This is a genomic window from Nocardia huaxiensis, from assembly GCF_013744875.1.
Lineage (GTDB): Bacteria > Actinomycetota > Actinomycetes > Mycobacteriales > Mycobacteriaceae > Nocardia > Nocardia huaxiensis.
The window spans coordinates 6321055-6346257 of sequence record NZ_CP059399.1 but is presented as its reverse complement, the minus strand read 5'-3'; the positions used below and the strand labels follow the sequence as shown (position 1 = coordinate 6346257).

General features: G+C 71.2%; 1 protein-coding gene (only partly in view). It reads left to right on the top strand.

Going from position 1 to position 25203, the window contains the following annotated elements:
* A protein-coding gene (locus H0264_RS28740; protein WP_181580447.1) for a non-ribosomal peptide synthase/polyketide synthase crosses the window boundary here: on the top strand, positions 1-25203 show its 3' portion. 3264 nt of this gene lie to the left of the window's left edge; the window shows 25203 of its 28467 coding nt (coding positions 3265-28467); its start codon lies off the left edge, out of view; its stop codon occupies positions 25201-25203.

Below are 25203 nucleotides of genomic sequence, written 5' to 3'. Positions count from 1 at the left end.
GATCTCGGGGACACCTATGTCGATCAGCTGATCGCCGACCGGCTGGAATTCGTCCAGGTGGAAGTGCCGGTGCGGACCCTGTCCGACATCATCGACGAGTACGGCATCGACCGCATCGACCTGCTCAAGATCGATGTCGAGGGCAGTGAACTCGACGCCCTGCGCGGCATCGAGGCCCGGCACTGGCCGCTCATCGACCGCATGGTGATCGAGGTCCACGATGTGCAGGATCGCCTGGCGTGTGTCGAAAAGCTGCTGCGCGCACACGGATTCACCGCGCAGGCCCAGGTGTCGCCCAATGTGGTCGGCACCGACCTGCACATCGTGTACGCACTGCGCGACGAGGTCCGATCCGGCGCCCACTCCGACGCGGGCGCCCGCGACGGCCTGCTCGTCCCGCACGAAAAGCATTGCGCGCCGACCGCTCTCGGCAAGCTCATGCGCGAGCGGCTCGGTGCGCGGCTGCCCGGCTACATGGTCCCCGATGTGGTGATGGTGCTCGACGCCCTGCCCCTGACGGTGAACGGCAAGGTGGACAAGGCGGCCCTGCCCGAGCCGGTGGTGGCGCGCGCCTGCTACCGGGCGCCGTCCACACCGGTCGAGGAGATCGTGGCCGAGGTGTTCGCCGAGGTCCTCGGTGTCGAGGAAGCCGGGGCGGACGACGACTTCTTCGCGCTGGGCGGCAATTCGCTGTCGGCGACGCGGCTCTCGGCCCGGCTGGCCGACGGGCTGGGTGTGCCGGTCACGGTGCGTGACGTCTTCGAGGCTTCGGCGGTGCAGGCGCTGGCGCGGCAGCTCACCGGCCGCCTCGACCAAGCGCGGGACGTGCCCGAGGGGCCGAAGCTGGCGCGGCGCGAACATCCGGATCGGGTGCCGCTGTCCTATGCGCAGCAACGGATGTGGTTCGTCAACCGGTTCGCGCCCGAGTCGGCGGCGTACAGCATTCCCATGGTCATCCGGCTCACCGGCGGCCTGGACGTGGACGCGCTCGCGGGGGCGGTCCGGGACCTGCTCGAGCGGCACGAGGTGCTGCGAACCCGGTATCCGGATGTGGACGGTGTGCCCTATCAGCTGGTGGTGCCGGTCGAGGAACTCGCGAGCGCGGCCGATATCGACCTGGCGCTGCGGACAGTAGCCGCGGACGAGGCCGAGGACGCGATGGCCGCGGTGGTGTCGGTGGGTTTCGATGTGGCGGAGCGGGTTCCGCTGCGGGCCCGGCTGCTCTCGACCGGTCCCGACGAGTTCGCGCTGCTGCTCGTGGTGCATCACATCGCCGCGGACGGCTTCTCGATGGCCCCGCTGGCGCGCGATCTCGCGACGGCATACGCGGCCAGGAGCGCCGGGCGGCCGCCGCAGTGGAGCCCGCTGCCGGTGCAGTACACCGATTACGCCCTGTGGCAGCGGGAACTGCTCGGTTCCGGCGAGGACCCGGATTCCCTGCTCTCGCGCCAGCTCCGGTACTGGCTCGACCGGCTGCGTGACCTGCCCGAGGTGGTGGAGCTGCCCACCGACCGTCCGCGACCGGCGGTCGCCTCCCATCGTGGCGCGACCCACCGCGTCGTGCTGGACGCGCAGCTGGCCGCCGGGCTGCACCAGCTGGCGCACGCCCGCGGGGTGACGGTGTTCATGGTGTTCCACGCGGCCCTGGCAGTCGTGCTGTCGCGTCTGTCGGGCACTGCCGATGTGGCCGTGGGCTCCCCGGTGGCCGGTCGGGGTGTGGCCGAACTCGACGATCTGATCGGCATGTTCGTCAATACGGTGGTGTTGCGGACGCCGGTGGACGAGTCGGTGTCGTTCACCGAATTCCTGTCCCGGGTGCGCGGTGTCGATCTGGATGCGTTCGCCCACGCGGAGGTGCCGTTCGAGCAGGTGGTCGAGGCGCTCGATCCGCCGCGCAGTCAGGCGCATCATCCGCTGTTCCAGGTCATGCTGGCCTTCCACAATCTCGAGCAGGCGCGGCTGGAACTGCCGGATGTGGCGGTGCGTGCCTCGGGTGCGGACACCGGCATCGAGCGTTTCGATCTCACCTTCACCTTGACCGAGGCACTCGATGCGGACGGCGCGATGCCGGTCGATATCGGTTATGCCACCGATCTCTTCGAGCCGGACACGGTGATCGCGCTGGTCGAACGGCTGCGGCAGGTGCTCCGGACGGTCACGGCGGACCCGGACGTGCTGGTGCGGGATATCGGAATCCTCTCCGCGGCCGAAGACGCTGTGCTGCTGCGGGATTGGGGTCGCCCGACACCCGAATCGACTCCGCGTGCGACGCTGGCCGACTTGCTGGCCGCCGCGGTGGCCGCGGATCCGGAAGCGGCGGCGGTGGTGGAGGGGGCGCGTTCCCTCTCCTATCGAGAGCTGGATGAGCGCTCGAATCGACTGGCGCGGTTGCTGATCGCACAGGGGGCGGGTCCGGAGTCGGTGGTGGCGGTGGGCCTGCCGCGCTCGCTGGACTGGGTCGCCGCGGTGTGGGCGGTTGCCAAGACGGGCGCGGCCTTCCTGTCGGTGGATCCCGCGCATCCGGTGGATCGCAACCGCTTCGTGTGTGCGGATTCCGCTGTGCGGGTGGGCATTACGACGACTCGGTGCACGCAGCAGCTGCCGGGCGAGGGCATGTCGTGGCTGGTGCTGGACGAGCCTGCCGTGGTCGCCGACATGGAGCGACAGTCGGCCGGCGCGGTGACCGACCGGCACCGTCGCGCGGCGCTGCGCCCGGAACATCCGGCGTATGTGGTGTACACCTCGGGCTCGACCGGTCGACCGAAGGGCGTCGAGGTCACCCACACCGGATTGGCCGCGCTGGTGGCCGACCACGTACGCCGATGCGGGGTCGGCTCGGATTCACGGATCCTGGCGGTGGCGGCGCGGACCTTCGATGCCGCCATCCTCGAACTGCTGCTGGCGATCTCGGGCAGCGCGCCGCTCGTGGTGGCGGACCCGGAGGTCTACGGCGGGCAGCCCCTGTGGGAACTGGTGCGCGCGCAGCGGATCACGCATGCCTTCCTGACTCCGGCGGTCGCGCTCTCGGTGGAGCCCACCGGCCTGGATACCTTGCGCGCGGTGCTGACCGGTGGTGACCGGGCGGGCGCACCGCTGGTCTCCCGCTGGTCGGGCACCGACGCGAAACGCCTGCGCCGCGTACACAATCTGTACGGCCCGGCGGAGGCGTCCATCTGGGTGACGGGCCGGGAGCTGATGCCCGGCGAGCCCGTGGGGATCGGTGCGCCGATACCCGGCACCGGTGCGCTCGTGCTCGATGCGTGGCTGCGTCCGGTGCCGATGGGCGCGGTGGGTGAGCTGTACGTGTCGGGTTCCGGTGTGGCGCGCGGATATCGGGGGCGGCAAGGATTGACCGCCGCTCGATTCGTGGCGAACCCGTACGGTGCCCCCGGCGACCGGTTGTATCGGACCGGGGATCTGGTGCGGTGGACGATCGGTGAATCCGGTTCACGCACAGGCTCTCTGGTCTTCGTGGGTCGCTCGGACTTCCAGGTGAAGGTGCGCGGGCAACGCATCGAGCTCGGCGAGATCGAAGCCGCGCTGTGCGCGGTGGACGGTGTCGAGCAGGCGGTCGTCACCGCGCATGGCGAGGACGAGAATGCCACCGCCGCAGTGCGGTTGGTCGCCTACGTGGTGGCCCCGGGCGGATCGGCGGATCCGGCGGCCATCCGCGCGTCGGTGGGGGAGCGGCTGCCCGGATTCATGGTGCCGGACACGGTCATGGTGCTCGACAGCCTGCCGCTGAACGCCAGCGGCAAGGTGGATCGGCAGGCCCTGCCGGAACCGGTGTTCGAGCAGCGGGCCTACCGTGCGCCGTCCACCCCGGCGGAAGAGCTCGTGGCGAGCGTGTTCGCCGAGGTTCTCGGTGTGGATCGGGTCGGCGTGGACGATGACTTCTTCGCGCTCGGCGGTGACTCGATCGTGTCGATCCAGGTGGTGTCGCGGGCGCGGGCGGCGGGCGTGGTCTTCGGTCCGCGCGATGTGTTCGAGCAGCGCACCGCCGCTCGCCTGGCGGCACTGGCCCAGCGCATCGAGCCCGGAACCGTCCGCGCCGCGGCGGAACTCCCCGGCGGTGGGGTGGGAGACCTGCCGCTGCTGCCGGTGGCGCGCTGGATGGTGGAGCAGGGCCCGGGATTCGACCGCTTCGATCAGCATGTCCTGCTGACAGTGCCGGCGGGACTGCGCGCATCGGAAGTCCGCGCGGCGGTGGCCGCGCTGCTGGACTGCCACGACATGCTGCGTTCGCGCCTGCGTCGCGACGACACCGGCGAATGGTCGCTGACCGTGGCGCCGCCGGGCGCGGTGGACGCCGCCTCGGTGCTGGACCGCCGCGTGCTCGAATTCGACGTGGACAGTGCCGCGGGTCGCGCCGAGGTCGCGAAGGTCGCTGCCGCCGAGCTGAGTTCGGCCTTGCAGCGGCTGGACCCCTTCGGCGGCAGCATGATTCGATTCGTGTGGCTCCAGTCCGCCGCCGACGCCCCAGGCCGGCTGCTGCTGGTGGCACACCATCTGGTGATCGACGGCGTCTCCTGGCGCGTGCTGGTGCCGGACCTGATGTCGGCCCTCGAACAGGCGCACGCGGGTGCGGCCGCACCGGTGCTGGCCGCGGTGGGCACCTCGATGCGGACGTGGGCGCACGGCCTGGTCGCCGCGGCGCAGGATCCCGGCCGGGTCGGTGAACTGGGGCTGTGGCAGTCGATGGTGTCCGGCGGCGACCCGGTATGGGGTGGCCGCGAACTGGATCCGGCGATCGACACCGGCGCGACGCTGGAGCGGATCGACGTGGAGTTGCCCGAGCCGGTGACCCGGTCGCTGCTCTCGCGCGTTCCGGCCGCCTTCCACGGCGGAGTCGACGACGGCCTGCTCGCGGGTCTGGCTGTGGCCGTGCGACTGTGGCGCGCGCGCCGCGGTGTCGAGGACTCCTCGGTGCTGGTGCGCCTCGAAGGCCACGGCCGTGCGGAGCAGGTGGTTCCGGGGGCGGACCTGTCGCGCACGGTGGGCTGGTTCACCTCGATGTTCCCCGTGCGGTTCGAACTGGCGGACGTGGAGGCGGCCGAGGTGCCTGCCGCCGGGGAGGCCGTGGCGGCGGCGGTGCTCGCGGTGAAGGAGACGCTGCGGTCCATCCCGGACAAGGGCCTCGGCTACGGCCTGCTCCGGTACCTCAATGCGGAGACCGCGGGCGCGCTGCCGGACCGGATGCCGGGGCGCATCGGCTTCAACTATCTCGGCCGGATCAACAGCGCCGATGCCGCCGTGCACGGCGGGCTCGACGGCGGCGTGGGAGAGCTTGCGGGAGAGCCAGTTTCGGACATGCGGGTGACGCTGGCGGTCGATATCACCGCGATCGTGGTCGACGACCGGCTGCGCGCGACCTTCCGGTTTCCGCGCACGCTGCTCGACACCGCCGAGGTCGAGGAACTGGCCGACCTGTGGTCGACGGCGCTCACCGCGCTCACCGTCCACGTTGAAAAGCCCGGTGCGGGAGGGTATTCCCCCTCGGATTTCCCGCTGGTGGCGCTGGACCGCGCCGAGGTGCGCGCCCTCGAACGGGCATACCCGTCGCTCACCGATGTCTGGCCGGTGACCCCATTGCAGGCGGGTCTGCTGTTCCACGCCGACATGGTGGCAACGGACGCCCCGGATCCCTATGTCGCGCAGGTGATTCTGCGGCTGTCCGGCAGCCTGGACGTGAACCGGCTCCATGCGGCGGCCACCGCCCTGCTGGACCGGCACCCGGCGCTACGGACGGCCTTCGACCGGACGACGAGCGGCGCACACGTGGCCGTGGTCGGCGACGGCGTCGAATTGCCCTGGCAGGTGGTGGATCTCACGGCCGATGCGGAGCCCGGCGATGCGCTGACGAAGCTCGCCGCCACCGAGAAGGGGACGCGCTTCGATCCGGCCGCGCCGCCACTGCTGCGCATCACGCTGGCCCGGCTCGGAATCGACTCCTGGGCGCTGATCCTCACCAACCATCACGTCATCCTCGACGGCTGGTCCTACCCGCAGCTGGTCGGCGACCTGTTCACCCACTACGCCGACGGCGAGGTCCCGGGCCCGGCCGGTTCGTATCGAGAGTTCCTGGCCTGGTTGGCAACCCGCGACCGGGAGGCGGCTCGGGCGGCCTGGTCCCGAGCGCTCGACGGTGCCGAACCGACCGTGCTGGCCGCCGCGAGCGGTGACGAGACCACGGTGGCCGAGGAGTGGATCACGCTCGGTGCGGCCGAGGCGGAGGCGCTCGCCGCCGTGGCGGCCACGGCCGGTGTGACCCTGAATACCGTCCTGCAAGCTGTCTGGGCGCTCATGACGACCCGCCTGACCGGGCGGACCGATGTCGTCTTCGGCACCACGGTGTCCGGTCGTCCCGCCGAATTGCCCAGCGCCGCAAGCGCTGTCGGACTCTTCGTCAATACGATCCCGACCCGGGTCCGTGTGGATCCCGCCGAAACCATGGCGCACCTGTGGGCGCGAATCCACGACGAGCAGGCGGCTCTGCTCGACCATCAGCACCTCGGCCTGACCGATATCCACGCGATCACCGGCCACGACCGCCTGTTCGACACGGTGATGGTGCTCGAGTCCTATCCCATGGACACCGGCCGCATTCGCCGGCTCACCGCCCGCGCCGCTCTGGACATCGCCGGGATCACGGCCACCGACGCCACGCACTATCCGCTGACCTGCAGCGTCACCGTGCAGGACGGCCTGCGCATCCGACTGCAGTATCGCCCAGACGTTTTCGACGCTGCCGCCGCGACCGGGCTGGCCGCACAGTGGGAACAGGTGGTGCGGGCCGTCATCGCCGATCCGGGCCTGCGGGTGCGCGATATCGCGACGCTGCCCCCGGCCGAGCGGGCACGCCTGCTGCGCCTGGGGCGCGGCGATTCCCGCGATCTCGCCACCTTCGAAGCCTCGCATCCTGTGACGCTGCCCGCGCTGCTGGCGGCAGCGGTCGTCGCCAACCCGGATGGATGCGCGGTGGAGGACGGCGCGCGACAACTCTCGTACCGGGAGCTCGCCGAGCGATCGAATCGACTGGCGCGCTTGCTGATCGACCACGGTGCGGGGCCGGAATCGGTGGTCGCGGTGGGTCTGCCGCGCTCACTTGAATGGGTGCTGGCGGTCTGGGCGGTCGCCGAGACCGGCGCGGCCTTCCTGTCGCTGGATCCCGGACATCCCGTCGAACGCAATCGATTCATGTGCGCCGATGCCGCAGTGCGACTGGGCATCACGCGCACCGAACATGCCGGGTCGCTGCCGCAGGACGGCACGACCTGGCTGGTACTCGACACACCCGACCGGGCGGCGTCGATCGAACAGCGCTCGCCCGCACGGATTCTCGACGCCGAACGGCACGCCACCCCGCGCCCGGACGGCACCGCCTACCTGATCTACACCTCGGGTTCGACCGGACGGCCGAAGGGCGTCGAGGTCACCCACACCGGTCTCGCGGGGGTCTGCGGCGGACAACTGCGGCGTTTCGCGGCAGGCCCGGATTCGCGGGTCCTGAGCGTGGCCGCCCGCACCTTCGACGCGGCCGTCTTCGAACTGCTGCTGGCGGTGTCGAGTTCGGCGACGCTGGTGATGGCGCCGCCGGAGGTGTTCGGCGGCCCGGCGCTGACCGACCTCCTGCAGGCCGGGTGCATCACCCACGCCGTACTCACCCCGACCGTGGCCGCCACACTCGACCCCACCGGACTCGACGACCTGCGAGCGCTCATCGCGGCGGGTGAGGCGTGCCCGCCCGCACTGGTGGCGCGCTGGTCGCGCACCGACACCGCACACCGCCGCCGGGTGTTCAACCTGTACGGCCCGGCCGAAGCGACGATCTGGGTGACCGGAAGTCCCGAACTGCGGGCGGGCGACACGGTGACCATGGGCACGGTCATCGGCGGCCTGGCCGTGGCGGTCCTGGACCCCTGGCTGCGGCCCGTCCCGGTGGGAACGACAGGTGAGCTCTATGTGTCGGGTCCCGGTGTGGCGCGCGGATATCGGGGCCGCGCGGGCTTGACCGCCTCCCGGTTCGTCGCGAATCCGTTCGGCGCCCCCGGGGAACGGTGGTACCGCACCGGCGATCTCGTGCGTTGGACGGCGGAATCCGATCCGGCGCACGGCGTACTGGAGTTCGTGGGCCGCAGCGACTTCCAGGTGAAGGTGCGCGGCCAGCGCGTCGAACCCGGCGAAATCGAGGCGGCGCTGTGCGCACTGGACGGCCTCGCGCAGGCCGTGGTCGTGGTTCACACGCCGGAACCGGGTGCCGCGCGCGTGACGGCCTACGTGACAGCCGAGCCGGGCCGCGTTCTGGAGCCGGCCGAGGTCCGCCGCGCGGCGGCGCAGCGCCTGCCGGGATTCCTGGTGCCGGACACGGTGCTGGTGCTCGACACCCTGCCGGTGACCGTGAACGGGAAAATCGACAAATCCGCGCTCCCGGAACCGGTGTCGGCGCAGGCCGCCTACCGCGCACCGGCGACCTCCGCCGAGGAGACCGTCGCGGCGGTCGTCGCCGAGATCCTCGACGTGGAGCGGGTCGGCGCGGACGACGACTTCTTCGCCCTGGGCGGAAACTCGCTGTCGGCCACCCGTTTGGCCGCGCGTCTGGCCGAAAGTCTCGGTGTCCGAACGGGTGTGCGCGACGTCTTCGCGGCCTCGGTCGTGTGGGAGCTGGCCGCCCTGCTCTCGGACCGCGAACCGGAGCCGGGAACCGACGGTCCGCGACGGCGCGAGCGGCCGGAGCGGGTGCCGTTGTCCTATGCGCAGCAACGCATGTGGTTCGTCAACCGGTTCGCCCCCGACTCGGCGGCCTACAGTATTCCGCTGTTGCTGCGGATGACCGGCGCGCTGGACGTGCCCGCGTTGTCGGCGGCGCTGGGGGATGTGCTGGAGCGGCACGAGGTGCTGCGCACCCGGTACCCCGATATCGACGGCGTGCCCTACCAGTCGGTGGTTCCGGCAGCGGAACTGGCGGGCGTGGCCGATGTGGACCTGACGCCGCGATCGGTCACCGAGGAGGAACTCGCCGAGGCGGTGTCGACCGTGGTGTCGACGGGTTTCGAGGTGGCCGAGCAGGTTCCGCTGCGGGCCCGGCTGCTGATGCCCGGCGCGGACGAGTTCGTGCTGGTGCTGGTCGTGCATCACATCGGCGCGGACGGCTTCTCCATGGCCCCGCTCGCCCGTGATCTGGGCCTGGCCTATGCCGCCAGGTGCGCTGGGCGGCAGCCGAAGTGGACGCCGCTGCCGGTGCAGTACGCGGATTACGCACTGTGGCAGCGTGATTCGCTGGGCGCCGCGGACGATCCGGATTCGCTGCTCGCACACCAGATTCGATACTGGTCCGACCGGTTGCTGGAGCTGCCGGAGGTGCTGGAACTGCCGGCCGACCGCCCGCGCCCGGCGATCGCCTCCCATCGCGGCGCCACCCACCGTGTGGTGCTCGACGCGGGAATGGTCGACGCAATTCACGCGCTGGCGCGTTCGACCGGCGTCACCGTCTTCATGGTCGTCCACGCGGCGCTGGCGCTGGTGCTGTCCCGCCTGTCCGGTAGCACCGATATCGCAGTGGGAACACCGGTTTCGGGCCGTGGTACGGCGGCGCTGGACGATATGGTCGGCATGTTCGTCAATACCGTGGTGCTGCGCACCCGCCTCGAGGAATCGGCCTCGTTCGCCGAACTGCTGGCCGCCGTCCGCGAGGTCGACCTGGATGCGTTCGCCCATGCGGAGATCCCATTCGAACAGGTCGTGGAGGCCCTGGATCCGGTGCGCAGCCAAGCGCATCATCCGCTGTTCCAGGTGATGCTGGCCTTCCACAATGTCGACCCGGCCGGTGTCGTGCTCCCCGGCGTCGAGGTGCGGCCCTCCGGCTTCGACACCGGCGTCGAACGCTTCGATCTCACGCTGACCCTGGCCGACGCCCCCGACGCCCGGGGTGAGCTTCCGGTCGACATCAGCTATGCCACAGATCTTTTCGACCCGGATACCATTGTCGCCTTCGCCGATCGGCTGCTCCGGGCACTGCGGGCCGCCACCGCCGATCCCACATCCCCGGTGCGGGATATCGAGATTCTGGCGGCGTCGGAACGACAGGCGCTGCTCGCCAACCTGACGCGCGCGGCCGCCGTGGTCCCCCTCACCCTGCCGGCGCTGCTGGCGGCGGCGGTGGCCATCGATCCGGACGCCGACGCGGTCGTGGACGGCACGGCCCGCATCTCCTACCGCGACCTCGACGATCGCTCGAATCGACTGGCCCGCGCACTGATCCGACGCGGAGCCGGACCCGAATCGGTGGTCGCCGTCGCCCTGCCGCGTTCGCTGGACTGGATGGTCGCGATCTGGGCCGTCACCAAGGCCGGCGCGGCCTTCCTGTCGCTGGATCCGGCGCATCCGCTGGAGCGGAATACGTTCGTGTGCGCGGATTCCGGTGTGCGGCTGGGCATCACATTGGGCGGGTACGCGACGACGCTGCCGCAGCAGGGCATCCAGTGGCTGATCCTCGACGACCCGGCAGCGGTCGCGGAGATCGAACGGCAGCCGGTCGACGCGGTCACCGACGAGAACCGGCGCGGCCCACTGCGTCCAGGCAATGCGGCCTACATCGTCTACACCTCGGGTTCGACCGGACAGCCCAAGGGCGTCGAGGTCACCCACGCCGGTCTGGCCGCCGTCGCCGCCGCCCAGCGCGCGCGGTACTCGATCGACGCCTCGGCGCGGGTATTGGGCGTCGCCGCACGCACTTTCGATGCCTCGATGCTCGAACTCCTCATGGCCGTCCCCACCGGCGCGGCACTCGTGCTGGCACCGCAGGACGCCTACGGCGGGCCACCACTGGCCGGGTTCCTGCGCGCGCAGCGGATCACCCATGCCTTCCTGACCCCGTCGGTGCTGTCGTCCCTGGACCCGGAAGGGCTGGACGCACTCCGGATGCTGACCGTCGGCGGCGAACGGTATTCGACGCACCTGGTGGCCCGCTGGTCGCGGACCGACGCCGCGGGCATGCGGCAGTTCTTCAATACCTACGGCCCGTCCGAGACCACGATCATCACGACGATCAGCGACGAGCAGCACGGCGGCGAGCGCATCGACATGGGTTCGGGCATACCCGGTATGGGGTTCGTGGTGCTGGACGCGTCGCTGCGGCCGGTGCCGCTGGGCGCGGTCGGCGAGCTGTATGTCGCGGGTTCCGGTGTGGCACGGGGCTATCGGGGCCGCGCGGGCACGACGGCGGCCCGGTTCGTGGCGAATCCGTTCGGCGCGGCGGGGGAGCGGCTGTATCGGACCGGAGACCTGGTGCGCTGGGTGCGCGACGAATCCGGATCGGGCGATCCGGTTCTCGAATTCGTGGGCCGCTCCGACTTCCAGGTGAAGGTGCGTGGCCAGCGGCTGGAACCCGGCGAGGTCGAGGCCGCACTGTGCGCGCTGGACGGCATCGAACAGGCGGTCGTGATCACCCACCCGGCGGGCGAACACCCGGCGGCCGGCGTGCGATTGGTGGCCTACGTCGTTCCCGAGAGCCGGGCCGCCGCGCATGACCCGAAGGAGATCATCAGCTCGCTCGGGGACCGGCTGCCGGGCTACATGGTGCCGGACGCGGTGACGGTCCTCGACGCCCTGCCCTTGACCAGCAGCGGCAAGATCGACCGGAAAGCCCTGCCGGAACCGGTTTTCGACACCCGCGACTTCCGGGCCCCGTCGACCCAGGTCGAAGCGATCGTGGCCGGAGTGTTCGCCGAGGTGCTCGGCCTCGAACGCGTCGGCGTGGACGACGACTTCTTCGCCCTCGGCGGCGATTCGATCGTGTCGATCCAGGTGGTGTCCCGGGCGCGGGCCGCGGGCGTGGTCTTCGGTCCGCGCGATGTCTTCGAACAGCGCACCGCCGCACGATTGGCGCGCTGCGCCCGCACGACCGAAGCCGACGGCCTGGCCGAGCTGCCGGGCGGCGGCCTCGGCGACATGCCGCTGCTGCCGGTCGCGCGCTGGATGGTGGAGTGGGACAGGGGTTTCGACCGCTTCGACCAGCACGTGGTGCTGCGTCTGCCCACCGGCGTCGACGAGCGGAGCCTGCACACGGCGATCGCCGCGCTGCTGGACCGCCACGACATGCTGCGTTCTCGCCTGCGGCGCACCGACACCGGCGAATGGTCGCTGCTGGTGACACCGCCCGGCAGCGTCGACGCCGCGGCGACGGTGCACCGCCGGGCGCTGGACGCGCGGATCGATCCCGAGACCGAGGCCGGACGCGCACTCGTGACGAATCTGGCTGCCGCCGAACTGGATTCGGCCCTCGATGAGCTGGATCCGCGCGATGGCGTCATGGTCCGCTGCGTGTGGCTCGACCCGGCGGGCGAGGCCCCGGGCTGGCTGCTCGTGATCGCCCATCACCTCGTGGTGGACGGTGTGTCGTGGCGAGTGCTGGTGCCGGATCTGCTCTCCGCCCTCGAACAGGCGCGGGCCGGAACCGTGCCGCCCGCACTGGCTCCGGTGGGAACATCCATGCGGCGCTGGGCCCACGCCCTCACCGACGCCGCGGCCGGTCGCGCCCGGGAACTCGAACTGTGGCAGTCCATGGTCGCCGGCGGCGATCCGGTTCTCGGTGGGCGCGAACTGGATCCGGCCCTCGACACCGCCGCGACCCTCGACCGCATCGACGTCACCGTGCCGGAGTCGGTGACCGCGTCCCTGTCGACCCGTGTGCCGAGCGTGTTCCACGGCGCGATCGACGACGGACTGCTCGCCGGTCTGGCTGTGGCAGTGCGCATCTGGCGTGCCCGCCGGGGCATCGACGACTCGACGGTCCTGATGCGGCTGGAGGGGCACGGCCGTGAGCAACAGGTCGTCCCGGGCGCGGATCTGTCGCGCACGGTGGGCTGGTTCACGTCGATGTTCCCGGTGCGGTTCGACCTCACCGGCATCGACGCCGAATCGGTGACCGCGGGCGGTGCCGCCGTCACCGCGGCGGTGCTCTCGGTGAAGGAGACGCTGCGCGCGATCCCGGACAAGGGCATCGGCTACGGCCTGCTGCGCCACCTCCACCAGGACACCGCCGTCCAGCTGCCGGACCGGATGCCCGGACGCATCGGATTCAACTATCTGGGCCGCATCGCGGGAACCGACATCGGCGGCGGCGTGCACGGCGGCCTGGGGGAGCTGCACGCGGCACCGGATCCGGAGATGCCGGTGACGGTCGCGATCGACGTGTCGGCCATGGTGATCGAAGACCGGCTGCACGCCACCTTCCGCTTCCCGCGCACCCTGCTCGAACCCGCCGCGGTCGAGGAACTGGCCGGACTGTGGGTCAGCGCGCTCACCGCCATCGCCGACCACGCCGAAAAGCCCGGCGCGGGTGCGCATTCCCCGTCGGACTTCGATCTGGTGGCGCTGTCCGCTCCGGACGTGCGCGCGCTCGAGCGGGCCTACCCGTCGCTGACCGATATCTGGCCGGTGACCCCGCTCCAGGCGGGCCTGCTGTTCCACGCCCAGCTGACCGACACCGCCGCCGGAACGGATGCCTATGTCGCGCAACTGATTCTGCGCCTGTCGGGCGACCTCGACGCGGATCGACTGCGTGCGGCCACGACCACCCTGCTGCGCCGCCACGACGGTCTGCGCACCGGCTTCACCGCCCTCGACGACGGCACGAGCGTGGCCGTGCTCGCCGGCGACGCCGAACCACAGTGGCGGGTAGTCGATCTCACCGGCAGCCGCGACAGCGAAGCCGGTCTCGCCGAGCAGGCCGCAGCGGAGAAGTCGCGGCCCTTCGACCTCGCCGCGCCGCCGCTGCTGCGATTCACCCTCGCGGTCCTGGACCACGACCGGTCGGCGGTCATCATCACCAACCATCACGTCATCCTCGACGGCTGGTCCTACCCCCTGCTGGTCACCGAACTGTTCCGCAGCTACGCGGGCGTCGAACCCGGCGAGGTCCCCGGATCGTATCGGGATTACCTGGCGTGGTTGACCTCTCGCGATCAGCAGGCGGCGCTCGACGCCTGGGCCGAGGCCCTCGACGGCGCGGAACCCACCCTCGTCGCGGGCGGCTCCGAGAGCACGGACCCGGTCGTCACCGTCGCGGACCGGACCCTCACCATCGACGCCGACGCCACCCGAGCGCTGAGTGCCGCCGCGGCGACCGCGGGCGTGACCATGAACACCGTCCTGCAATCGGCATGGGCCATGGTCGTGGCGCAGCTGACCGGCCGCACCGATGTGGTGTTCGGCGCGACCGTGTCCGGACGCCCCGGCGAGCTGCCCGCCGCCGCACGCACCATCGGACTGTTCATCAATACGATTCCCACCAGGGTGCGGTTGCGGCCCGCCGAAACCATTGCCGAACTGTGGATTCGACTGCACGGTGAACAGGCGGCGCTGCTCGGGCACCACCATGCGGGCCTGCGCGACATCCACGTGCGCACGGGCAATGACAGTCTCTTCGACACCCTGATGGTGCTCGAGTCCTATCCGGTCGACATGGACGACCTCGAGCACGCCGCCGGGCACGGCGACCTGCGCATCACCGGCGTCGACGCCGCCGACGCCACGCACTATCCGCTGTCGTGCACGGCCATGCTGCGCGCGGATCTGCGCCTGCGATTGCAGTACCGGCCCGAGGTATTCGACGAGGCCGCCATCGCCGAACTCGGCGAACGGCTGCGACGGACACTGCACGCCCTCGCCGCCGATCCGGACCGGCCGGTGCGGGCCGTCGAGGCGCTGGCCGCAGCCGACCGGGACCGGGTCGTGCGGGCCTGGGGACGCTACGGTGCCGCTGAGCTGGATCTGTTTGCCGCGGAAGGGCTTTCCGGCCTGGAAGAAGATGAAGCGACCCTGACGCTGCCGGAACTGCTCGCGGCAGCGGCGGCGAATCCGGCCGGTGTGGCGGTGGTCGACGGCGATCGGCGGATGACCTATCGCGAGCTCGACGAGTACTCGAATCGATTGGCGCGCTTCCTGATCCGGCACGGCGCAGGCCCGGAGTCGGTGGTGGCCGTCGCGGTGCCGCGCGCGCTGGAATGGGTCTCGGCCGTCTGGGCGATCGCCAAGACCGGTGCCGCGTTCCTGTCGCTGGACCCCGCGCACCCGGCGGACCGGAACCGCTTCGTCTGCACCGACGCGGGGGCCGGTTGGGTGCTGGCCCAGGGCGAGCCCGGATTCGATACCGCGGGCGCGGAACTCGTGCGGCTGGGCGACCTCGACCTGTCACCGCTGTCGGCCGCAGCCCTCACCGACGCCGACCGCAACCGTGCCCTGCGGCCCGGCAATCCGGCCTACGTCGTCTACACCTCGGGGTCGACAGGCCGCCCGAAGGGTGTCGAGGTGACCCATACGGGTCTGGCCGCGCTGGTGGCCGACCATGTGCGCCGCTGCGAAGTGGGCCCGGATTCCCGGGTGCTGGCGGTGGCTGCCCGCACTTTCGACGCGGCCATCCTCGAACTGCTGCTCGCGGCCTCCGGCGGCGCGGCCCTGGTGATGGCCGCGCCGGATGTCTATGGCGGCCAACCGCTGTGGGAGCTGCTGCACGAGCGGCGCGTCACGCACGCGTTCCTGACCCCGGCCGTGGCCCTGTCGATCGATCCCGCTGGACTCGACACCCTGCGCGTCGTTCTCACCGGCGGCGATCGCAGTGGCCCGCAGCTGGCCGCCCGCTGGTCGGGCACCGACGGTGCGGGCCGCCGCCGCGTGCACAACCTGTACGGTCCGGCCGAAACCACCATCTGGACCACCGCGACCCAGCTGCTGCCCGATCGTCGCGTGACCATCGGTGCGCCCATCCCGGGCACGAGCGCCCTGGTGCTGGACCCGTGGCTGCGCCCGGTGCCCGAGGGCGTCGCGGGTGAGCTCTACGTCGCGGGACCCGGTGTGGCGCGGGGATATCGGCACCGGACCGCGCTGACGGCGGCGCGGTTCGTCGCCGATCCGTTCGGCCTCCCCGGCGCACGGTTGTATCGGACCGGTGACGTGGTGCGCTGGGTCGTCGGCGAATCAGGTTCGGCGATGCTGGAATTCGTGGGCCGCTCCGATCACCAGGTGAAGGTGCGCGGGCAGCGGCTGGAACTGGGCGAGGTCGAAGCGGCACTGAGCGCGGTAACCGGAATCGCCCAGGCCGTGGCGATTGTCCGTCGAGTGGACGAGAACACCGGTGCGACAGCACGTTTGGTCGGATACGTCGTGCCCGAACCCGGCGGCAGCGCGGACCCGGACTGCCTCCGGCAGGCGGTCGCCGAACGGCTGCCCGGCTACATGGTCCCGGATGTGGTGACGATCCTCGACGCCCTGCCCTTGACCGGCAGCGGCAAGGTGGATCGAAATGCCCTGCCGGAACCGGTATTCCATGCACTCGAGTTCCGTGCGCCGACCACACCGGCCGAGGAGATCGTGGCCGCCGCCTTCGCCGAGGTGCTCGGCGTGGAGCGGGTCGGCGCGCAGGACGACTTCTTCATGCTGGGCGGCGATTCGATCCTGTCCATCCAGGTGGTTTCCCGGGCGCGCGCGAGCGGTGTGGTGTTCGGCCCGCGCGATGTCTTCGAACAGCGCACACCCGCCCGGCTGGCCGCCTGCGCGGGCGGCGGCGACCCGGTGGCCGGGCCGGCCGAACTGCCCGGCGGCGGCATCGGCGACCTGCCGCTGCTGCCGGTCGCGCAGTGGATGGTGGAGTGGGGCAGGGGTTTCGACCGCTTCGATCAGCATGTGGTCCTGCGGCTGCCGCACGGCGCGGACGCGGCGGCGGTGAGCACGGCTCTGGCAGCGGTGCTGCAGCACCACGACATGCTGCGCTCCCGCTTGGCGCGCACGGAGTCCGGTGCCTGGTCGCTGCGCGTGGCTCCGGCGAGCGACGCGGACGCGGCGTCGGTGCTGCGGCGGGTCGCCATCGACGCGACCGTCGACGTCGACTCCGCCGCCGGGCGCGAGCTGATCTCGAATGCGGCTGCCGCCGAACTGGATTCGGCGCTGGATCGGCTGGACCCCGCCGCCGGTGTCATGGTGCAGTGCGTGCTGCTCGATCCGGCCGCGGCGGGCACGCCGGGCTGGCTGCTGGTGGTCGCGCATCACCTGGTGGTCGATGGCGTGTCGTGGCGGGTGCTGGTGCCGGATCTGCTCTCGGCGCTCGAGCAGGTGCGAATCGGGACCGTGCCGCCGATCCTGGCCCCCGTCGGGACCTCCATGCGCCGCTGGTCGCACGGCTTGACCGAGGCCGCCGCCACCCGCGCGGACGAGCTGGAACTCTGGCAGTCGATGGTGTCCGGCGACGATCCGGTGTGGGGCGGAAGGGAACTCGACCCCGCCATCGACACCGCCGCGACCCTGCGCCAGGTCCGGGCCGAACTGCCGGAAGCGGTGACCCGAGCCCTGCTGTCCCGGGTGCCCGCCGTATTCCACGGCAGCGCCGACGCCGGTCTGCTGGCGGGTCTGCTCGTCGCCGTGCGGCTGTGGCGGGCGCGCCGGGGTGTCGACGAGCCGTCGGTGCTGCTGCGGCTCGAAGGCCACGGCCGCGAGGAACAGGTGGTGCCCGGCGCGGACCTGACCCGCACGGTCGGCTGGTTCACCTCCATGTTCCCGGTGCGATTCGAGCTCGCGGAGGTGGACCCCGAGAACGTGCTCGCGGGCGGCGAATCCGTGGCCGCCGCAGTGCTTTCGGTCAAGGAGACGCTGCATTCGATCCCCGACAAGGGCATCGGATACGGCCTGCTCCGATACCTGAACCCCGTCACCGCCGGCCGCCTGCCGGATCGGATGCCCGGCCGCATCGGATTCAACTACCTCGGCCGGATCTCGGCCGCCGATACGGGCGTCGAGGGCCTGGACGGCGGACTGGGCGATCTCCCCGTCGCCGCGGACGATGCCACGCCGGTCACCCTCGCCCTGGATGTGAGCGCCATCGTGGTCGGTGACCGGCTCGAAGCCACCTTCCGCTTCCCGGGCGCCCTCCTCGACACCGCCGAGATCGAGGAACTCGCGGCACTGTGGTCCCAGGTCCTCACCGCCATCGCCGAGCACGCCGAAAAGCCCGGAGCCGGTGGGCATTCCCCCTCCGACTTCGACCTGACCGCACTCACCCGCGCCGACGTGGCGGCGCTCGAGCGCGCGTACCCGTCGCTGACGGATGTGTGGCCGGTGACCCCGCTACAGGCGGGCCTGCTGTTCCACGCCCAGCTGGCCGAGGCCGCCGCCGAAACGGATGTCTATGCGGCACAGGTGATTCTGCGCCTGTCCGGTGCCCTGGACACACAGCGGCTGCACGAGGCCGCGAGAACGGTACTGCGCAGGCATCCCGGCCTGCGGACCGCCTACACCACCACGGGCAGCGGCGCCAGCGTCGCCGTGGTCTGCGACGACCTCGAAATGCCCTGGCAGCTGGTCGATCTGACGGAGACGACCGATCCCGAGTCCGGGATCGCGGAGCTGGCCGCCGAGCAGAGGCGTCGCTTCGATCCGGCCCGCGCGCCGCTGCTGCGCTGCACCGTGGTGCGGGCGGCCACCGACCAGTGGGCGGTCATCCTCACCAACCATCACGTCATACTCGACGGCTGGTCCTGGCCGCTGCTGGTCACCGACCTGCTCGCCCACTACGCCGGTCGGCCTGCCGCATCGCCCGGCTCCTACCGAGACTTCCTGGCGTGGCTGGCTTCCCGGGACCGCGCTGCCGCCACCGCCGCGTGGACCGCCGCGCTCGCGGGCGCGGAACCCACCCGCATCGCCGACACCGCCGTGCTGGGCGCGGTGGAAGATCACACGATCACGCTCGACGCCCCCGCCACCCGGGAACTGCTGGCTGCAGCGGCCGCCACCGGCGTGACCGTGAACACCGTCCTGCAATCGGCGTGGGCCATGGTGGTGGCGCAATTGACCGGGCGCACCGATGTCGTCTTCGGCACCACCGTCTCCGGACGCCCGCCCGAGCTGCCCGCCGCCGAGCGGACGATCGGATTGTTCATCAATACGGTCCCGACCCGAGTGCGACTGCATCCCACCGAGACCGGTGCCGACCTGTGGACGCGGCTACAGGACGAACAGGCGGCGCTGCTGGAACACAACCACCTCGGGCTGGCCGAGATCCAGGCCCTGGCCGACGCCGACACGCTGTTCGACACCACCCTGGTGTTCGAGTCGTATCCCGTTGACGTGCAGCAGATCCGGCAGTTCACCGACGACGGCAGCCTCGAACTCACCGGGGTGATCGGCGCCGACTCCACGCACTATCCGCTGTCCTGCACGGTGATCCTGCAGGACGCCCTGCGCATTCGACTGCAATATCAGCCGGCCGTGCTCGACGCGGACACGGTGGCGGCACTGGGCGAACGGCTGCTGTCGGTGCTGCGGACGGTGTCCCGGCATCCCGCGATGCCGGTGCGATCCATCGACCTGCTGCCCGGCGGCGAACGCGAACGCCTGCTCCGCGCAGCCGGGTCTCCCGCCGAGGCGGTGCCACTGCCGATGCTGCTGGAATCGGCGGTCGCGGCCGCTCCGCAGGGCGAGGCGGTGGTGGCGGCCGACCGCCGCCTGACCTACCGGGAGCTGGACGAACACTCGAATCGCCTGGCCCGCCTGCTCATCGAACATGGCGCCGGGCCCGAGACCGTCGTGGCCGTGGGTGCGCCGCGCTCGCTGGAATGGGTGCTGGCGGTCTGGGCGATCGCCAAGACCGGTGCGGCCTTCCTGACCGTGGATCCATCGCATCCGAGTGACCGCAATGCCTTCGTCTGCGCCGATTCCGCGGTGCGCCTGGGGATCACCACGGAGCGCCACCGCACGCGGTTGCCGCAGGACGGCCTCACCTGGCTGGTCCTCGACGATCCCGCAGCGGCGCACAGGATTCGGCATTATCCGCCGTCCCCGATCACCGCAGCTGATCGCCGCGCACCCCTGCGGCTCGACAACACGGCCTATGTCATCTACACCTCGGGATCGACCGGCCGTCCCAAGGGCGTCGAGGTCACCCACACCGGGCTGGCCGCCCTCGCCGCCGACCATCGCGACCGGTACGGCCTCGATGCCACCTCGCGCGTATTGGGCGTCGGCGCACGCACTTTCGACGTATCGATCCTCGAATTGCTGCTGGCCGTCTCCGTCGGCGCGGTCCTGGTGCTGGCGCCCGAGGACGTGTACAGCGGACCGCCGCTGGCGGAACTGCTGCGCGCGCAACGCGTCACCCACGCGTGGGTGACGCCGTCGGTCATGGCCTCGCTCGATCCCGGCGGCCTCGACGACCTGCGCGTGGTGTGGGTCGGCGGCGAACATTTCGCTCCCGCGCTGGCCGCGCGCTGGTCGCGCACCGACAGCGCGGGCGAGCGCAGGTTCTACAACTCCTACGGCCCCACCGAGACCAGCATCATCACGACGGTGAGTGCGGAACTGCGGGCCGGGGATCCGATCACCATGGGTGCGGGCATCGCGGACCGGCGGCTGCTGGTGCTCGACGCGTGGCTGCGGCCCGTGCCGGTCGGTGTGACGGGTGAGCTGTATGTGTCCGGTCCCGCTGTGGCGCGCGGATATCGGGCTCGCCCCGGGCTGACCGCTGCCCGGTTCCTCGCCGACCCGTTCGGCGCGCCGGGACAGCGCCTGTACCGCACCGGCGACCTGGTGCGCTGGGTCGGCGAAACCGGCTCCGGGACAGCGGTTCTGGTGTACGAGGGCCGATCCGACTTCCAGGTGAAGATCCGTGGCCAGCGCCTGGAATTGGGCGAAATCGAAGCGGCCCTGTGCGAGTCGGCCGGGGTCGAGCAGGCGGTCGCCGTCGTGCATCACCTCGCGGGTTCCGCGGATGTCCGGCTCGTCGCCTACGTCGTGGCGGCCACGGGTCACGTGCTCGAGCCCGACGACCTGCGGCGTGCGGTGGGGGAGCGACTGCCCAAATACATGGTCCCGGATGTGGTGACGGTGCTCGCGGCGCTGCCGTTGAACAGCAGCGGCAAAGTGGATCGGAAGGCGCTGCCCGAACCGGTGTTCGCCGCGAGGGCATTCCGAGCGCCGACGACTCCGGTCGAAACGGTCGTCGCGCGAGTGTTCGCCGATATCCTCGGCCTCGACCGAGCCGGTGTGGACGACGAATTCTTCGCCCTCGGCGGAAACTCGCTGTCCGCCACCCGGGTGTCCGCGCGACTGGCCGACGAACTCCAGCTGCCCGTCGCGGTGCGAGACGTGTTCGAGGCCCCGACGGTGGAGGCGCTGGCCCGGACGCTCACCGTACGGGTGCCCGGCGCCACGACGCCGGGACCACGCCTCGAGCCGCGCATCCGCCCGGATCGGATCCCGTTGTCCTTCGCACAGCAACGGATGTGGTTCGTGAACCGGTTCGAACCCGGCTCGGTGGCCTACAGCATTCCCCTCGTCCTGCGCCTGACCGGCACGCTCGACACCGAGGCGCTGTCGGCGGCGATGGGGGATGTGCTGGGCCGGCACGAGGTCTTGCGGACCCGGTACCCGGACGTGGATGGCGTGCCCTATCAGTCGGTGGTCCCGGTACCCGAACTGTCCGGTGCGGTGGATATCGACCTGACCCCGGAGCCCACGGACGCCAAGACCGCGCTCGGTGCGGTCGCCGCTGTGGTGTCGGCGGGTTTCGATGTCGCCGAACGGATTCCGCTGCGCGCTCGCCTGCTGTCGGTCGCGTCGGCCGAGCACATCCTGGTGCTGGTGGTCCATCACATCGCCGCCGACGGCTTCTCGATGGCCCCACTGGCGCGCGACCTGGCCACCGCCTACGCCGCCAGGTGCGCCGGGCGGCAACCGGACTGGACCCCGCTGCCGGTGCAGTACGCGGATTACGCACTCTGGCAACGAGAGTCGCTGGGCTCGGCCACCGCACCGGAATCGCTGCTGTCGCACCAGGTGCGGTACTGGCAGGACCGGTTGCGGGAACTGCCCGAGGTGCTCGAACTGCCGGCGGATCGGCCCCGGCCCGCCGTGGCGTCGCATCGCGGCGAGCGCTACCGCTTCCCGATCGAGCCCGAGGTGGTCACCGGGCTCCAGCGGCTCGCACAGGAGCGCGGGGCGACGATGTTCATGGTGTTCCACGCGGCGCTGGCGCTGGTCCTGTCCCGGTTGTCCGGGAGCACCGACATCGCGGTGGGGACACCGGTGTCGGGTCGCGGCTCCGCTCTGCTCGACGATGTGGTCGGCATGTTCGTCAATACGGTCGTGCTGCGGACGCGGATCGACGAATCGCGCTCGTTCGCCGATCTGCTCGGCGCAGTCCGCGAGGCCGATCTGGATGCGTTCGCCCACGCGGAAATCCCGTTCGAACAGGTGGTGGAGGCCCTCGATCCGCCGCGCAGCCAGGCGCACCATCCGCTGTTCCAGGTCATGCTGGCCTTCCACAATCTGGACGCGGTCGACCTCGCGCTGCCCGAGCTGACCGTGCGGACCGCCGGCGCCGATATCGGGGTCGAACGGTTCGACCTGACCTTCACCCTCACCGATGCTCCCGACGACACCGGAGCCGTTCCGGTCGGAATCAGCTATGCCGCAGAGCTGTTCGATGCCGCGACCATCGAGACGGTGGCCCGGCGGCTGTCGGCGGCCCTGCGGGCGATCACCGCCGATCCCACTGCTCCGGTCCGCGACATCGACCTGCTGGACCCGCCGGAGCGGGCCCGGCTGCGGGCCTGGGGGACCGGCGGCTCGGTCGAGCACCCGGCCGAACCGACGCTGCCGAACCTGCTGGCCGCCACCGTGCGGGCCCATCCGGACACCGAGGCGCTGGTGGACGGCGCGCTGCGGCTGTCCTACCGCGAGCTGGACGAACACACGAATCGCCTGGCCCGCTTGCTGATCGAGCACGGCGTCGGCCCGGAGTCCGTGGTGGCGGTGGCCGTTCCACGCTCGGCGGACTGGGTGCTGTCGGTGTGGGCCGTCGCCAAGACCGGCGCGGCCTTCCTGTCGGTCGATCCGGCGCACCCCGCAGATCGCAATCGGTTCGTCTGCGCGGATTCCGGTGTCTCCGTAGGAATCACCCGGAGCGCAGCCATCGCCGTCCTGCCGCACGAAGGAGTTTCCTGGCTGGTTCTGGATGACGGCGCGGTGGCCGAACAGCTGGCCCGGCAACCGATCACCGCTCTCACCGACCGTGATCGCCGCGCACCGGTACGACCCGGGAATACCGCCTACGTGGTGTACACCTCGGGCTCGACCGGTCGGCCCAAGGGCGTGGCGGTCACCCACGCCGGACTCGCGGCGCTGCTGGAAGATCAGCGGATTCGCTGCGAAATCGACAGCACCGCACGGGTATTGGCCGTCGCCTCCCGCACCTTCGACGCCGCCGCGCTGGAGTTGCTGCTCGCGCTCTCGCTGGGGGCGACGCTGATCCCGGCGCCCGCCGACGTCTACGGCGGGGCACCACTCGCCGAGCTCATGCGCGCGCAGCGCATCACCCACGCCTTCCTGACCCCCTCGGTCGCGGCCACGCTGAATCCCGAAGAGCTGGCGGATCTTCGCGTGCTGCTCACCGGCGGCGAACCCTGCCCGCCGCCGCTGGCGACCCGCTGGACCGGGACCGGTGCGCGCCGCGTGCACAACCTCTACGGTCCCGCCGAGACGAGCATCTGGGTGACCGGCGCCGATCTGAGCCCGGACCGGGACATCACCATCGGCCACCCGATCCGCGGCATGTCCGTCCTCGTGCTCGACCGGTGGCTGCGTCCCGTCCCCGTCGGTGTGGTCGGCGAGCTGTACGTCGCGGGACCCGGTGTGGCGCGCGGCTATCGAGGCCGCGCGGAACTGACCGCCGCCCGCTTCATCGCCGACCCGTTCGGCGCACCGGGACAGCGGCTGTACCGCACGGGCGACCTGGTCCGCTGGCAGGTCGGCGAAAAGGACACCGACACCGGCACTCTGGTCTTCGTCGGCCGCTCCGACCTACAGCAGAAGGTGCGCGGCCAGCGCCTCGAACCGGGCGAGGTCGAAGCCGCCCTCACCGAACTGCCCGGCATCGCGCAGGCCGTGGTCATCGTGCACAAGGACGAGTCCGCCGAAAACGACCGCGCCACAGCCCGTCTCGTCGCGTACGTGGTGGCTCGGGCCGGCTACCCCCTCGACGCGGAGGCCGCCCGCCGTTCGGCGGCGAACCGGTTGCCCGCCTACCTCGTCCCCGACGTCGTCATGGTGCTCGACGAATTCCCCGTCACCGCCACCGGTAAGATCGACCGTCGGGCCCTGCCCGCACCGGTATTCCCGGCCCGCGGCTACCGTGCCCCCGAATCCCCGCTGGAGCAGCACATCGCCGACGTCTTCGCCGAAGTGCTGGGCACCGACCGCGTGGGCGCCGACGACGACTTCTTCGCCCTCGGCGGCAACTCGCTCACCGCCGTCCAGGTCGTCGCCCTGGTCCGTGCCCGCACCGGCGAGCAGATCCCCTACAGCACCCTCTTCGCCGACGCGACCCCCGCGGCCCTGGCCCGCGCACTGACGAAAGACCCGGCGGCCCTGAACATCTCACTCGGAGTGCTCACCCCGCTGCGATCCTCGGGCACCCGCCCGCCCCTGTTCTGCGTCCATCCCGGCGGCGGTCTCGCCTGGGTCTACGGCGCACTCGTCGGCCATCTCGACGCCGACCGCCCCGTCTACGGCCTCCAGGACCCCTACATCGTCGCCGGGGAACCCCGCCTGGACTCCGTGGACGCCTACGCCGACCGCTACGTCCGCGAACTCCTCGACCGATTCCCCGACACCACCTACAACCTGCTCGGCTGGTCCCTGGGCGGCCAGATCGCCCAGGCCATGGCCGTCCGCCTACAGGCCCTCGGCCACCCGGTGGGCCTGCTGGCGCTCGTCGACGCCACACCCGATTCGGCCGCGGGGGACACCCCCGAACCCACCCGCCAGGAAATCTCCGAAGCCGTGGCACGCCTGCTCGGCGGCTGGCGCGACCTGCTGCAACTGGACGAGATCCCCGACATCGACCGCCTCGACGACTTCTACACCCTCATCGCCGACCGCATCGCCCGCGCGGGAGTCCTTGCCCCCCAACAGATCGACCGCTTCCTCGACAGCTTCTCCCGCCCCCTCCCATACGCCCCGGGCCACTTCGCGGGTGACGCCCTCCTGTTCACCGCCACCCGCGAATCCGGTCGCGACCACCTCGCCGACACCTGGCGTCACCACATCTCCGGCCACATCGACCAGATCCCCATCGACGAATGGCACACCGGAATGCTCAAGCCCGACAAGGCAGCCGTCATCGCCTCGACCCTCGAATCCCGTCTCGCCTCGCGCCAGTGA